Genomic DNA, 13,010 nt, shown 5'->3' with positions numbered 1-13,010 from the left:
GCCAGGCCGGGCCGACCCCGCAGGACGCGGCCACGGCCGGCGACCCCGGGCGCACCCTGCTCGGCCCGCTGTTCGGCCCGGCCCGGCACGGCTTCGGCGTGGACCGGCTCTACGGCGCGCTGTTCGTCCGCCCGACGGCCGCCGCGGCCCGGCTCGTCCGCTTCCTCGACCGCGAGGTCGTGGAGACGTACGTGCGCGGCAGCGGGACCGGCGCCAACCTGCTCGGCCGGGCCGTGCGGCTCGCGCAGACCGGCAACGCGCAGACGTACCTCAGCGCGCTGCTGGCCGGCGTCGTGCTGCTGGCCGTCCTGGTGGCGGTGTAGCGCATGCCGTACCGCCCCACCCCGAACCCGACGACCACCGCGGCCCCCGGGAGCACCCGATGAACGCAGTCCTCATCGCCCTCCTGGCGCTGCCGCTGCTCGGCGCCGCCCTGACCCTCGCGCCGGTGTTCGGCGCCCCCGGCGGGGGCGCGGACCCGGCCGCGGCGGCCGCCGCCGACCGGCGGGCGCTGCGGCTGAACACCGTCGTCACCGGCGCGGTGTTCCTCCTCACCGTGGTCCTCGCGGCCGGCTTCGACCACGACGAGCCCGGCCGGATGCAGGCCACCACCGACGTGGCCTGGATCCCGGCCATCGGCGTGCGCTTCCACCTCGGCGTGGACGGCATCTCGCTGCCGCTGATCGTGCTGACCTCGCTGCTCACCCTCCTCTGCGCGCTGTACTCGGAGAAGCGGCTGCCGAACGGGGACGGCGTCCCCTCCGCCCGCGCCTTCACCGGGCTGTTCCTCCTCCTCGAAGTCGGCATGCTCGCCACCTTCGCGGTGCTGGACCTCCTGCTCTTCTTCCTGGCCTTCGAGATCGTGCTGATCCCGATGTACTTCCTGATCGCCCGGTGGGGCAGCGGGGCGAAGGTGCCGGCCGCCAACCGGTTCATCCTGTACACGCTGCTCGGCTCGGCCGTGATGCTGCTCGGCTTCCTGCTGATCGGCAGCAAGGCGGGCACCTTCGACATGCAGGCCCTGGCGGCCGCCCACGGCAGCGGCCTGAGCCACGGCACCCAGGTGGTCGCCGCGCTGGCGATCCTGCTCGGCCTGGCGGTCAAGGCGCCCGCCTGGCCGCTGCACAGCTGGCTCCCGGACGCGCACACGGCGGCCCCCACCGTCGGCTCCGTGCTGCTCGCCGGTGTGCTGCTGAAGATGGGTACGTACGGTCTGGTCCGGGTCCTCCTCCCGGTCGTCCCCGAGGGCGCCACGACGCTCGCCCCCTACCTGGGCGCGTTCGCCGCGGTCGGCATCGTCTACGGCTCGCTGGCCTGCCTGGCGCTCTCCCGTCCCGGCGCCAAGGGCGACCTCAAGCGCCTGATCGCGTACTCCTCCGTCGGTCACATGGGCTTCGTCCTGCTGGGCATCGCCTCCCTCACCCCGGTGGGGGTCAACGGCGCGCTGTTCGCCAACATCGCGCACGGTCTGATCACCGGCCTGCTGTTCTTCGTGGTCGGCGCGCTGAAGGACCGCTACGGCACGGCCGACCTGGACACCCTCGCGGGCGGCACCGGGGCGGCCCTCTACGGCCGCGCCCCGCGCCTGGGCGTGATGCTCGCCTTCGCCGCCGTCGCCAGCCTCGGACTGCCCGGTCTGGCCGGCTTCTGGGGCGAGCTGCTCGCGATGTTCGGCGCCTTCGACCCGGCCGAGGGCCTGTCGCGCCCCGCGTTCGTCACCTACATGGTCCTGGCGGGCCTCGGCACCCTCCTCACCGCCGCGTACCTGCTGATCGTGGTCAAGCGCGTCTGCATGGGCGACCCGAAGCAGCCCGCCCCGGTGGACGGGCTCGCCGACCTGCGCCCGTACGAGGCCGTCAGCTGGACGCCGCTGGCCGCCCTCACCCTGGTCGCGGGACTCTGGCCCGCGCTCCTGCTCGGTCTCTCCGACCCCGCCGTCAAGCACCTCCTCGGGGGTGGCTGATCATGCTCGGTACGCAGCAGTTCGACCCAGCGCCCGGACTCGCGTCCGGACCTCACTCCCCGGGGCAGACCACTGTGACCTCCCTCGCCGTCGCCGATCCGGGCGGCCTCATCCAGTCCGTCGACTGGGTGGCGATCGCGCCCCCGCTGATCGCCGCGCTGGCCGCCATCGGCGTGCTGGTCCTCGACCTCTTCCTGCCCGAGCGCCGCAAGAAGCTCCTCGGCCGGCTCACCGCGGCCGGACTCGCCCTCGCGCTCATCTCGCTCCTCCCGCTCACCGGCGGCTCACCCAGGGCCACCTTCTGCGTGCAGAACGTAACAGGGGCCACTGACACCGCCGGCTGCTCGTACGTCGCCGACCACTTCGCCCTGGTCTTCCAGCTGCTCGCGCTCGGCGGCGCGCTGATCGCCGCCCTGCTGTCCGTGCACACCGTGGACGAGGAGAAGCTGCCCGGCGGCGAGTACTGGTTCCTGCTGCTCGCCAGCGCCAGCGGCGCCGCCCTGCTGCCCGCCTCCCGCGACCTCGCCACCCTGGTGATCGCCCTGGAGGTCGCCTCGCTGCCCGCCTTCGCGCTGGTCGCGCTGCGCCGGGACGGCCGGGGCGCCGAGGCCGCGCTGAAGTTCTTCCTCTCCTCGGTCACCGCGACCGCCGTGATGCTGCTCGGCGTCGGCTTCGTCTACGCCGCCTCCGGCAGCCTCCACCTGGCCGCCATCCCGGACGGCCTGACCCAGGCGCCGGCGCAGCTGAAGACCCTGGCCGTGGCGGGCGCGGTGCTCACCCTGGTCGGCTTCGCCTTCAAGGTCGCCGCCGTGCCGTTCCACTTCTGGGTGCCCGACACCTACACCGGTGCCCCGTTGCCGGTGGCCGGCTACCTGTCCGTGGTCGGCAAGGCGGCGGGCCTGTCCGGGCTGGCCCTGGTCACCACGATCGCCTTCCGCCCGTACGCCCACACCTGGGGCCTGGTGCTGGCGGTGCTGGCCGCCGTCACCATGACCGCCGGCAACGTCGGCGCGCTGCGCCAGCGCTTCGACACCCGCTACAGCGCGGTGCGGCTGCTGGCCTGGTCCTCGATCGCCCAGGCCGGGTACCTGCTGGTCCCGCTGGCCGCCGCCGGCTACGCCCCGACCGGGGTGGACCCGCTCGGCGCCACCGCCGCGTACGCGCTGATCTACGGCGTGGTGAACCTGGGAGCCTTCGGCGTGGCCGCGGCCGTCGCCCGGACCTCCGGGACCCGGATCGAGGACTTCCGGGGCCTGTTCGCCCGCGACCGCTGGACGGCGCTGGCGCTCGCCTTCTTCCTGCTCTGCCTGGCCGGACTCCCGCCGGGCGTGATCGGCCTGTTCGGCAAGGTCGTGGTGTTCCAGGCCGCCGTCGACGCCGGGCTGGGCTGGCTGGCCGTGGTGATGGCCGTCAACGTGGTCATCGCGCTCTACTACTACCTGCTGTGGACGGCGAAGCTGTTCGCCCCGGCGCCGGCCGCCGACGCGGAGCAGGCCCCCGGGGACGCCGGCGCCCCGGTCGGCACCCGGCGGCTGCCGGTGCCGCTGGCGGCCACGCTCGGGCTCACCGCCTCGGCCGCCGTGGTGCTGTCGGCGGCCCCGCAGCTGGTGCTCCAGGTGGTCGGCGGCTCGCTGTTCTGACGTGCCGGACGGGGGCCCGGGCGCCGGTCGCGGCCACTCAGGGCCCCGCGTCGGGCGCGGGTGCGGGCCCCGGCGGCGGTACCGGGACGGCCCCGCGGTGGCCGTGCCGCGCCCTGTGCGGCCGGTCACAAGGGAACAAGGGCGGCGTCCCCGCCCGTTGATCGGGCAGAGGGACGAGGCAGAGAGGGCTTCCCCACCGCACCATTGGAGGGCCTGTCGTGCACCGCCGGCACAACGGACTGAGGACCGCCGCACTGCTCGGCGGCCTTTCGGCGCTGATCCTGGTGATCGGCAGCTTCTTCGGCCGTACGGGCTTCGTGATCGCCCTGGTGGTCGCCCTCGGGACGAACGCCTACGCGTACTGGAACAGCGACAAGCTCGCCCTGCGCGCCATGCGGGCCCGGCCGGTCAGCGAGATCGAGGCGCCGCGGCTCTACCGGATCGTCCGGGAGCTCTCCACCTCCGCCCGTCAGCCGATGCCCCGGCTCTACATCTCGCCGACCCCCGCCCCGAACGCCTTCGCCACCGGCCGCAACCCGCGCAACGCCGCGGTCTGCTGCACCGACGGCATCCTGCAGCTGCTGGACGAGCGCGAGCTGCGCGGGGTGATCGGCCACGAGCTCAGCCACGTCCACAACCGCGACATCCTGATCTCCTCGGTGGCCGGCGCGCTCGCCTCGGTGGTGATGTTCCTGGTGAACTTCGCCTGGCTGGTCCCGTTCGGGCGCGGCGACGACGACGACGGGCCCGGCCTGTTCGGCCTGCTCGCCATCATGATCCTCGGCCCGCTGGCCGCCTCGCTGATCCAGCTGGGCGTCAGCCGCTCCCGGGAGTACCAGGCCGACGCCGACGGCGCCCGGATCACCGGCGACCCGCTCGCCCTGGCCAGTGCGCTGCGCAAGCTGGACGCCGGGACCAAGCAGCTGCCGCTCCCGCCCGAGCCGCAGCTCCAGACGGCCAGCCACATGATGATCGCCAGCCCGTTCCGTCCGGGCGAGGCGGGGGCGCGGCTGTTCTCGACCCACCCGCCGATGGCCGAGCGGATCACCCGCCTGGAGCGGATGGCGGGCCACCGGCCCTGAGCCGCCCGGAGCGGATGGCGGGCCACCGGTACCGAGGTGCCACCGGCCCTGAGCCGCTCCGCTCGCGGACGCCCCGGCTCACCCCGCCTCGTGCGCCTGCCGCTCGTACGCCTGCCGCAGCCGGCGCACGCCCTCGGCCAGGCGGCCCGCGCCGTCCACGGCGGCGTAGCTGAGGCGCAGGTGCGGGGCCGGCGGCTCGGCCGCGTAGTACGGCCGGCCGGGGGTGACCAGCACGCCGGCGCGCAGGGCGGCGGCGGTGAGGGCGGCCTCGTCGGTGCCGTCGGGCAGCCGCAGCCACAGGTGGTAGCCGCCGGGGCGGGGGGTGAAGGCCTGCCCGGGCAGCTCCCGGCGCAGCGCGGCGGCCACGGCCACCCGGCGGTCGCGCAGTTCGGTGCCGAGCGTGCGCAGGTGACGGGCCCAGCCGGGGTCGGCGACCAGTTCGAGGGCGGCCTCCTGCAACGGCCGGGGTACGAAGAAGCTGTCCACCACCTGGGTGGCCCGCAGCCGTTCCAGCGCCGGGCCGCGCGCCGTGATCGCGCCCACCCGCAGGCTCGGCGAGGTGGCCTTGGTCAGCGAGCGGACGTGCACCACCACCCCGTCCGGGTCGTCGGCGGCCAGCGGACGCGGCAGCGCGGGGGCGTCGGAGTGCACCAGCCGGCGGGCGAAGTCGTCCTCGATCACGAACGCCCCGGCCGTGCGGGCGATCCGCAGCACCTCGGCCCGGCGGCCGGCCGACAGCACCGCGCCGGTCGGGTTCTGGAACAGCGGCTGGCAGACCAGGACCCGCGCCCGGCTGGCGTCGAGGGCCGCCGCCAGCAGCTCGGGCCGCAGCCCGTCCTCGTCCACCGGGACCGGCACCGGTCGCAGTCCGGCCGCCCGGGCCGCCGCGAGCGTGCCCGGATAGGTCGGCGACTCGACCAGGACGGGGCTGCCCGGGGCGGCCAGCGAGCGCAGCGCGATCGCGAGCGCGCTCTGCCCGCCGGCCGTGATCAGGACGTCCCCGGCGCCCAGCATCCCGCCGCTGCCGCCGATGTCGCGGGCGAACCACTCCCGCAGCTCGGTCAGCCCCTCCGCCGGCGGGCGCCCCCAGGCCCCGGGCCGCCGGCCGGCCCGGGCCAGCGCACCCGCCAGCAGCCGTTCGGGCTGCAGCGAGGCGTGCGGGTAGCCGGCGTTGAGGTCGACCACGTCGGGCGGCGGCGTGGTCAGCATGTTCAGCAGCGGGCCGGCGCCGGTCGCCCGGGGCCCGGACTCCGCGCTCAGCGCCACCTCCTGCCAGGACAGGTCACCGGGGCGGCCGGTCGGGGCGGGCGCCGCCGTCCGCGCGTCCGCGCCCGGTCGCGCGCCCGTGGGCAGGTCGGTACGGAAGACGCCCGCGCCGGGCCGGGAGACCACCAGGCCCTCGGCGGCCAGCACGGCGATCGCCCGGGAGACGGTCACCGGGCTCACCTGGTGCCGTTCCATCAGCGCGCGGCTCGACGGCAGCTTCCGCCCCTCCGGGTAGCGCTCCACCTCGCGGCGGAGGCTGTCGGCGAGATCGGTCACGCTGCTACGCTCGTTCATGACGGCACAAGATAGCGCTACCCGGCAGTCGGCGATAGCGCCGCAGGGTTCCCCCCTCGCCCCGGCCCCCCTTGCACCCGCTGCCCCGGCCTCCGTTCCGGCCTCCGCCCCGGCCCGTTCGACGGTGCGTGAGGAGGCCCGGTCCGGCGGACCGTCCGTGGTCCGCGCCGGTACCGCCCTGGCCGGTTTCGGGGTGCTCCTCTTCTCCTTCAGCTTCCCCGCCACCGCCTGGGCGCTGACCGGCTTCGGCCCGTGGAGCGCCACCGGCCTGCGCGGCGTCCTGGCCGGACTGCTCGCCGCGGTCTGCCTGGCCGCCGCCCGGGTGCCCGTCCCCGAACGCCGGCACTGGCCCGGCCTGCTGGTGGTCTCGGCCGGCTGCGTGCTCGGCTTCCCCCTGCTCACCACGCTCGCCCTGCAGACCTCCTCCACCGCGCACTCCGCGGTGGTCATCGGGATGCTGCCGCTGGCCACCGCCGCCGTCGCGGCGCTGCGCACCGGCGGCCGCCCGTCCCGCACCTTCTGGGGCGCGGCGCTGGTCGGGGCGGCGGCGGTGCTGCTCTTCACCCTGGTCCGCAGCCACGGCCGGCCGGGCCCGGCGGACCTCTACCTGTTCGCGGCGCTGCTCGTCTGCGCGGCCGGGTACGCGGAGGGCGGGCGGATCTCGAAGGAGCTGCCGGGCTGGCAGGTGATCGGCTGGGCGGTGGTCGCGGCGCTGCCGGTGACCGTGCCGGTCGCCGCGCTGGCGGTGCCGGCCGAGGCGGTCCACCTCGACGGCCGGGCGCTGGCCGGGCTCGCGTACACGGCGGCGGTGTCCCAGTTCGGCGGCTTCGTGCTCTGGTACCGGGGGATGGCGGCGATCGGGGTGCCGAGGGCCAGTCAGCTGCAGCTCGCGCAGCCGCTGCTGACCCTGGTGTGGTCGGTGCTGCTGCTCGGCGAGGAGCTGCCGGCGGCCGCCCCGGTCACGGCCGTGGTGGTGCTGCTGTGCATCGCGGTCACCCAGCGGGCCCGTACCTGAGGCCCCGGCACGCGCGCGTGCCCGTCCCCCGCGGGTCGGCGGGGGACGGGCACGGTTGCCGCGGCGGCCGGGGGCCGCTCGGTCGGTGGTGTGTCGAACGGTTCAGGTGGTGTCGGGAGGTCACACGGTGTCGGGGCGCCAGACGCAGAGCGCCCAGATGATGAAGACGTCCATCGCGATCACGATGATCGACCAGAACGGGTAGTAGGGGAGCGCCAGGAAGTTCTCCAGGGCGCTGATCGCGACGACGAGGACACCGAGCCAGCGGGCCCAGGAGAGGCCCTTGAGGAGGAGGGCACCGATCACGGCCACCACCACGCCCATGATCACGTGGATCCAACCCCACCCGGTCAGGTCGAAGCGGAAGACGTAGCGCGGGGTGGTGAGGAAGACGTCGTCATCGGCGATCGCCATGATGCCGCGGAACGCCTCGAAGAAACCGTTGATCAGCATCAGGACGGCAGCGAAGATCACCAGCCCGGGGGCCCAGTCGCTGAACCGGTTGACCGAACTCGGGGGCGGGGGCTGCCCGGTGCCGGAGCGCCAGGGCGGGGGCTGATCAGGGGTGGGCGACGCGGTGCTCATGGACTCCTCCTAGGCCGTACGCCGGGTCGGGACGCGGCGCACCGGTACGGCACGCCGACGACCGAACGGGTGTACGGAAACGCGTTCGGACTTCGACCGTGCGCCGAACCCGTCCACCCGGCAATCGGACGCGCCTGTTCGGGTGACGGGCCCGCGCGGCCGCCGGGTCGCGCGGGCCGCGCCTGGTACTGGTGGGGCGACCACCGCCCGGGCCCGGGCCGTCCGCCCCGTCGGGCCGGCCGCCGCCCGGCCCCGAGCACGGAAGGCGCGCCGCGTGACACTCCTGCCGAAGGACACCGTGGAGCAGGCCCCGCACCCGCCGCTCGCACCGCGGCTGGAACGGTGGCTGGTGGCCTCCCGCCGCCGCCGCGGCCGAGCGCTGGTGGGCTGGCTGACCACCACCGACCACAAACGGATCGGCACCCTCTACATCGTCACCTCCTTCGTCTTCTTCCTCGCGGGCGGGCTGATGGCGATGGTGATGCGGGCCGAGCTGGCCCGTCCGGGGCTGCAACTGGTGACGAACCTGCAGTTCAACCAGCTCTTCACCATGCACGGCACGATCATGCTGCTGATGTTCGCGACCCCGCTGTTCGCGGGCTTCGCCAACTGGATCATGCCGCTGCAGATCGGCGCCCCGGACGTGGTGTTCCCCCGGCTGAACGCGCTGGCCTACTGGCTGTACCTGTTCGGCTCGCTGATCGCGATGGGCGGGTTCCTCACCGCCGACGGCGCGGCCGACTTCGGCTGGTTCGCCTACGCGCCGCTGAACGACAAGGTGCACTCGCCCGGCATCGGCGCCGACCTGTGGATCATGGGCCTGGCCTTCTCCGGCTTCGGCACCATTCTCGGCTCGGTCAACTTCGTCACCACGATCATCTGCTTCCGGGCGCCGGGCATGACGTTCTTCCGGATGCCGATCTTCGTCTGGAACGTCCTGCTGACGGCCGTGCTGGTGCTGTTCGCGTTCCCGGTGCTGGCGGCGGCCCTGCTCTGCCTGGAGGCGGACCGCCAGTTCGGCGCGCACGCCTTCGACGCGGCCAACGGCGGCGCGATGCTCTGGCAGCACCTCTTCTGGTTCTTCGGGCACCCCGAGGTGTACATCATCGCGCTGCCGTTCTTCGGCATCGTCACCGAGATCATCCCGGTCTTCGCCCGCAAGCCGATCTTCGGCTACTCCGGACTGATCGCCGCCACCATCGCCATCACCGGCCTGTCGATCACCGTCTGGGCGCACCACATGTTCGTCACCGGGCAGGTGCTGCTGCCGTTCTTCTCGATCATGACGCTGCTGATCGCCGTGCCGACCGGGGTCAAGTTCTTCAACTGGATCGGCACCATGTGGCTCGGCTCGCTCAGCTTCGAGACCCCGATGCTCTGGACGGTCGGATTCCTGGTCACCTTCCTCTTCGGCGGCCTCACCGGTGTGCTGCTGGCCTCCCCGCCGATCGACTTCCACGTCTCCGACTCGTACTTCGTCGTCGCCCACTTCCACTACGTGGTCTTCGGCACCGTCGTCTTCGCGATGTTCGCCGGCTTCCACTTCTGGTGGCCCAAGATGACCGGCAGGATGCTCGACGAGCGGCTCGGCCGGATCCACTTCTGGACGCTGTTCATCGGCTTCCACGCGACCTTCCTGGTGCAGCACTGGCTCGGCGCCGAGGGCATGCCCCGCCGCTACGCCGACTACCTCGCCTCCGACGGCTTCACCGCCCTCAACACCGTCTCGACCATCGGCTCCTTCCTGCTGGGCCTGTCCACCCTCCCCTTCCTCTACAACGTCTGGCACACCGCGCGGTACGGGCGGCGCGTCGAGGAGGACGACCCCTGGGGGTACGGGCGGTCGCTGGAGTGGGCCACCTCCTGCCCGCCGCCGCGGCACAACTTCGTCACGCTGCCGAAGGTGCGCTCCGAGTCGCCGGCCTTCGACCTCCACCACCCGGACATCGCCGAACTCGACCGCCTGCAGAACGCGCGGGAGCCGCTGGAGCGTTGAGCCGTGGGGTCGTAGGACCGCCGCCCGGCCGGGGCGCTCCACCGTCGGGCCGCCGCCGGCCGGCCGCGGCACCGCCCGGCCCCCGGTCGCGCGGACGGGTACGGACGACCGCTCGTTAGGATGGCTCACCGCGCCACCGCCCGGTGGTGGGCGCCGGCATCCGGAGGGAGTGGCCGTCATGGCAGAGCAGAGGCACGCCCCGGCGGCCGGGGACCCACGCGCCCGGCGGCGCGGCCAGGGCGAACTGGAGGCCCAGGTGCTGGCCGTGCTCCAGCACGCGCCCGCCCCGGCCACCGCCGGATGGGTGCAGGAACGGCTGGCGGGCGGCGGTCTCGCGTACACCACCGTGATGACCATCCTGTCCCGGCTGCACGCCAAGAAGGCGGTCTCCCGGACCAGGGACGGGCGCTCCTACGTCTGGCAGGCCGCCTCCGACGCGGCCGGGCTGGCGGCGCTGCGGATGCGCCGGATGCTCGACGGCGAGGCCGACCGGGAGGCGGTGCTGGCGAGCTTCGTCACCGCGCTGCTGCCGCACGACGAGGAACTGCTGCGGGCGCTGCTGGACAGTGCCCCGGCCGCGGCCTCCACCCCGGCCTCCGGGGCGGCCGCGGTCCCGGTGCCCGGTGACGCGGTGGCCGGCGTCGTGGCCGAGTCCGCGGCCGACGCCGGCTGACCGGGCCCGTACGCCGTGGGCGTCTTCGTCTTCCTCCCGCTCGTCCTGCCCCTGACCGCCCTGCCGATCGCCCGGCTGGCCGGCCAGCACCTCCACCCGAGGGCCGTGGCCCGGCTGCTCACCATGATCACCGTGGTGATGGCGCTGTGCAGCGCGCTCTGCCTCGGGCTGCTCGGGGTGGTCGGCACCGCCCAGATCCCGGGCAACCCGCTGCCGGACGGCTGGTCCGACCCCGAGGTGCGGGCCGTGGTGCCGTACCACGAGACCGTCGGCGCGGCCTCGATCTGCGTCCTGACGCTGGTCGCCCTCGCCTGCCTGCGGACGCTGGCCCGGCACGCGTGGGTCCGGGCCAGGGCCCGCCGGGCGGTGGCCCGGGCCGGGTACGCCGGGCCGGACGGCACGGGCGCCGCCGACGTCGCCGTACTGCCCGACCCGACCCCGTACGCCTACGCGCTGCCCGGCTCGCCGGGGCGGGTCGTGGTGTCCACCGGCATGCTGGCCGGGCTGGACGCGGACGAGCGCGCGGCCCTGCTGGCCCACGAGCGGGCCCACCTCGCGCACCGTCATCACCGCCACCTGCTGGCCGGTCAGCTCGCCAGCTGCGTCAACCCGTTCCTGCGCCCGCTGGCCCGCGCCGTGGCGTACAGCACCGAACGCTGGGCCGACGAGGACTCGGCGCAGGCGGTCGGCGACCGGCGGATCACCGCCCGCGCGGTCGCCCGCGCCGCCCTGGTCTCCCACCACGCCCCCGCCCCCGGGTTCGCCGCCTTCGCGGCCCCCGCGCCCGGGCCGGTGCCCCGCCGGGTGGCCGCCCTGCTCGGGCCGGTCCCCTCCTCCCGCAACTGGCCGCCCGCCCACAGCCGGGCCGGCGTCGCCGCCCTGGTCGCGGCGATCGGCACCGCCGCCTCCACGCTCTGCGCCCTCAACGCGGCGATCGCGCTGCTGCTCGTGCTGAAGGCGGTCACACCGCTGTAGCCGGGCGGTCCGGCCGGGGCTCGTCCGGCGGGGTGGGCGGGGAGAACGGGCGCCATGGGACGCGCCGGGAGCGGGCATACCCCCCTCAGAGGGAATGTCGATGAAAAGGTGGCCCCATGAAGGTGCTCGAATTCGTGCTCAACGCGCTCTGGTTGATCTTCTGCGGTATCTGGATGGCCCTCCTCTACGTCGTGGCCGGCATCATCTGCTGCATCCTGATCATCACCATCCCGTTCGGGATCGCCTCGTTCCGGATCGCCGGCTACATCATCTGGCCGTTCGGGCGGACGACGGTGGAGAAGCCCGGCGCCGGGGCGCCGTCGTGCATCGGCAACGTGATCTGGCTGGTCTTCGCGGGCTGGTGGCTGGCCATCGGCCACTTCCTGACCAGCATCCCGCTGTTCCTGTCGATCATCGGGATCCCGTTCGGCTGGGCCAACCTGAAGATGATCCCGATCTCGCTGATGCCGCTGGGGCGTGAGGTCGTGTCGACGGACGAGCGGTTCGGCGGCCGCTGAGCGGTCGTCCCGGGGGAGGAGCGGCCGGGGCCCCGGTCAGGGGGCCTCGGCGGTGACCGTCCACGCCGAGGCGCGCAGCAGGACACCCCCGGCGGTCTCGTGCGGGCGGAGGGCGGCGGTCAGGCTCCGGCGGGCGAGCCCGGCGGTGTGCCCTCTCGCTCCTGGACTCCAACGGCCCCGCGGTCGCCGCGCTGGCGCTCACCCGGGCCGGCGTCACCGCCCGGGTCCGGACCCGCATGGCGCAGGGCGCGCCCGGGATGGCGGACGTGGAGCGGGCGATCGCCGAGTACCTGGTCGCGGAGCAGGCGCTGGGCCGGGTCGACCCGGTGGCGGACGCCGATTCACTGGCGCTCGCGGTCGTCGGCACGGTCCACCACCTGCTGATGACCAGTTGGGCGGGTACCGAGGACCCGCGGGAGCGCGCCCGCCGGTTCGTCGCCGCGCTGGTCGCCGGGGTGGCCCGGAACGCCGCCGGGTGATCCCGGCCCGGGACCACCGGGCGGTGGGCTACCGGGCCGCGGCCTCCACCGGGCGGTGGCGCAGGGCCCAGGTGGCCGCGAGGGCCGCGCAGGGGGCGGTGAGCAGCAGGCAGCCGGCCGTCACCAGGGCGAGGGGACGCCACGGCACGGCCAGCGGCGGGGTGGTCCCGAGCAGGGCCAGCGCCCCGTTCATCGCGCCGAGTTGGACGGCGGCCACCAGGCAGCCGAGGACCGCCCCGGCGGTGACCACCAGCAGCGACTCGGCGGTCACCAACCGGACCACCTGCGCCCTGGTGGCACCGGTCAGGCGGAGCAGGGCGAGCTCCCGGCGGCGGTCGACGGTGGCCATCGTGAGGGTGTTGGCGAGCGCGACGCCCGTGTACGTCAGGGCGAGCCCGAGCACCAGCACCGTCCGCAGCCGGGCGATCCGGCCGTTGGCGGGGGCGGTGGCGGCCAGCCACTCCTCGCGGGTGGCCACGGCGGCGCCGGACCCGGCGGAGGCGGCGCGCAGCCGGCCGGCCGCC

General features: G+C 74.7%; 12 protein-coding genes and 1 pseudogene. 10 read left to right on the top strand and 3 right to left on the bottom strand.

What is annotated here, in order from left to right:
• From ACWEQL_RS35990 to htpX, 4 genes and pseudogenes are all read left to right on the top strand, one after another.
• Positions 1 to 323, top strand: a pseudogene (locus ACWEQL_RS35990) (NADH-quinone oxidoreductase subunit L); the annotation flags it as partial.
• A gap of 59 nt (positions 324 to 382) precedes the next feature.
• Positions 383 to 1,963: a complex I subunit 4 family protein gene (locus ACWEQL_RS35985; protein WP_452154677.1), complete on the top strand. Its 1,581-nt coding sequence runs from the start codon at positions 383 to 385 to the stop codon at positions 1,961 to 1,963.
• A 2-nt stretch (positions 1,964 to 1,965) separates the two neighbouring features.
• A complete protein-coding gene (locus ACWEQL_RS35980; protein WP_452154675.1) occupies positions 1,966 to 3,603 on the top strand; it encodes an NADH-quinone oxidoreductase subunit N in 1,638 nt (545 codons plus the stop codon).
• A gap of 218 nt (positions 3,604 to 3,821) precedes the next feature.
• Positions 3,822 to 4,685 (top strand): zinc metalloprotease HtpX, encoded by an 864-nt coding sequence (htpX, locus tag ACWEQL_RS35975; protein WP_452154673.1) that lies wholly within the window; start codon positions 3,822 to 3,824, stop codon positions 4,683 to 4,685.
• A 78-nt stretch (positions 4,686 to 4,763) separates the two neighbouring features.
• Here htpX and ACWEQL_RS35970 read toward each other — a convergent pair whose 3' ends face one another.
• Positions 4,764 to 6,245 (bottom strand): aminotransferase-like domain-containing protein, encoded by a 1,482-nt coding sequence (locus ACWEQL_RS35970; protein ID WP_452154671.1) that lies wholly within the window; start codon positions 6,243 to 6,245, stop codon positions 4,764 to 4,766.
• A gap of 193 nt (positions 6,246 to 6,438) precedes the next feature.
• Here ACWEQL_RS35970 and ACWEQL_RS35965 point away from each other — a divergent pair, with 193 nt between their 5' ends.
• On the top strand, positions 6,439 to 7,260 hold the full coding sequence (locus tag ACWEQL_RS35965) for a DMT family transporter (protein ID WP_452154681.1): 822 nt from the start codon (positions 6,439 to 6,441) through the stop codon (positions 7,258 to 7,260).
• A 120-nt stretch (positions 7,261 to 7,380) separates the two neighbouring features.
• Here ACWEQL_RS35965 and ACWEQL_RS35960 read toward each other — a convergent pair whose 3' ends face one another.
• Positions 7,381 to 7,845, bottom strand: a complete 465-nt coding sequence (locus ACWEQL_RS35960; RefSeq protein ID WP_452154668.1) for a DUF7144 family membrane protein — start codon at positions 7,843 to 7,845, stop codon at positions 7,381 to 7,383.
• 334 nt (positions 7,846 to 8,179) lie between these two features.
• Here ACWEQL_RS35960 and ctaD point away from each other — a divergent pair, with 334 nt between their 5' ends.
• The 5 genes from ctaD (at position 8,180) to ACWEQL_RS35935 (ending at position 12,486) form a co-directional block, all read left to right on the top strand.
• Positions 8,180 to 9,841, top strand: a complete 1,662-nt coding sequence (gene ctaD / locus ACWEQL_RS35955; RefSeq protein ID WP_452154679.1) for an aa3-type cytochrome oxidase subunit I — start codon at positions 8,180 to 8,182, stop codon at positions 9,839 to 9,841.
• 178 nt (positions 9,842 to 10,019) lie between these two features.
• Complete coding sequence (locus ACWEQL_RS35950; protein ID WP_452154666.1) at positions 10,020 to 10,514, top strand: BlaI/MecI/CopY family transcriptional regulator; 495 nt, start codon at positions 10,020 to 10,022, stop codon at positions 10,512 to 10,514.
• 15 nt (positions 10,515 to 10,529) lie between these two features.
• Positions 10,530 to 11,489, top strand: a complete 960-nt coding sequence (locus tag ACWEQL_RS35945; RefSeq protein ID WP_452154664.1) for a M48 family metalloprotease — start codon at positions 10,530 to 10,532, stop codon at positions 11,487 to 11,489.
• A 116-nt stretch (positions 11,490 to 11,605) separates the two neighbouring features.
• The gene (locus tag ACWEQL_RS35940; protein ID WP_452154662.1) at positions 11,606 to 12,007 is read left to right on the top strand and encodes a YccF domain-containing protein; all 402 of its coding nucleotides are present in this window, start codon (positions 11,606 to 11,608) and stop codon (positions 12,005 to 12,007) included.
• Between the two features lie 236 nt (positions 12,008 to 12,243).
• The gene (locus ACWEQL_RS35935) at positions 12,244 to 12,486 is read left to right on the top strand and encodes a hypothetical protein (RefSeq protein ID WP_452154660.1); all 243 of its coding nucleotides are present in this window, start codon (positions 12,244 to 12,246) and stop codon (positions 12,484 to 12,486) included.
• Positions 12,487 to 12,514: 28 nt separating this feature from the next.
• Here ACWEQL_RS35935 and ACWEQL_RS35930 read toward each other — a convergent pair.
• The coding region (locus ACWEQL_RS35930; RefSeq protein WP_452154659.1) for an FtsX-like permease family protein at positions 12,515 to 13,010 on the bottom strand (496 nt) is incomplete at its 5' end.

It is taken from the genome of Kitasatospora sp. NPDC004240 (genome assembly GCF_053603215.1).
This window is presented reverse-complemented; position numbering and strand designations above follow the sequence as displayed.

Excerpts from the sequence above, each read along its gene's own strand:
- ACWEQL_RS35985 (WP_452154677.1), top strand. The coding sequence starts at position 383 with ATGAACGCAGTCCTCATCGCCCTCCTGGCGCTGCCGCTGCTCGGCGCC.
- ACWEQL_RS35980 (WP_452154675.1), top strand. The coding sequence starts at position 1,966 with ATGCTCGGTACGCAGCAGTTCGACCCAGCGCCCGGACTCGCGTCCGGA.
- ACWEQL_RS35970 (WP_452154671.1), bottom strand. The coding sequence starts at position 6,245 with ATGAACGAGCGTAGCAGCGTGACCGATCTCGCCGACAGCCTCCGCCGC.
- ACWEQL_RS35960 (WP_452154668.1), bottom strand. The coding sequence starts at position 7,845 with ATGAGCACCGCGTCGCCCACCCCTGATCAGCCCCCGCCCTGGCGCTCC.
- ACWEQL_RS35950 (WP_452154666.1), top strand. The coding sequence starts at position 10,020 with ATGGCAGAGCAGAGGCACGCCCCGGCGGCCGGGGACCCACGCGCCCGG.
- ACWEQL_RS35940 (WP_452154662.1), top strand. The coding sequence starts at position 11,606 with ATGAAGGTGCTCGAATTCGTGCTCAACGCGCTCTGGTTGATCTTCTGC.
- ACWEQL_RS35935 (WP_452154660.1), top strand. The coding sequence starts at position 12,244 with ATGGCGCAGGGCGCGCCCGGGATGGCGGACGTGGAGCGGGCGATCGCC.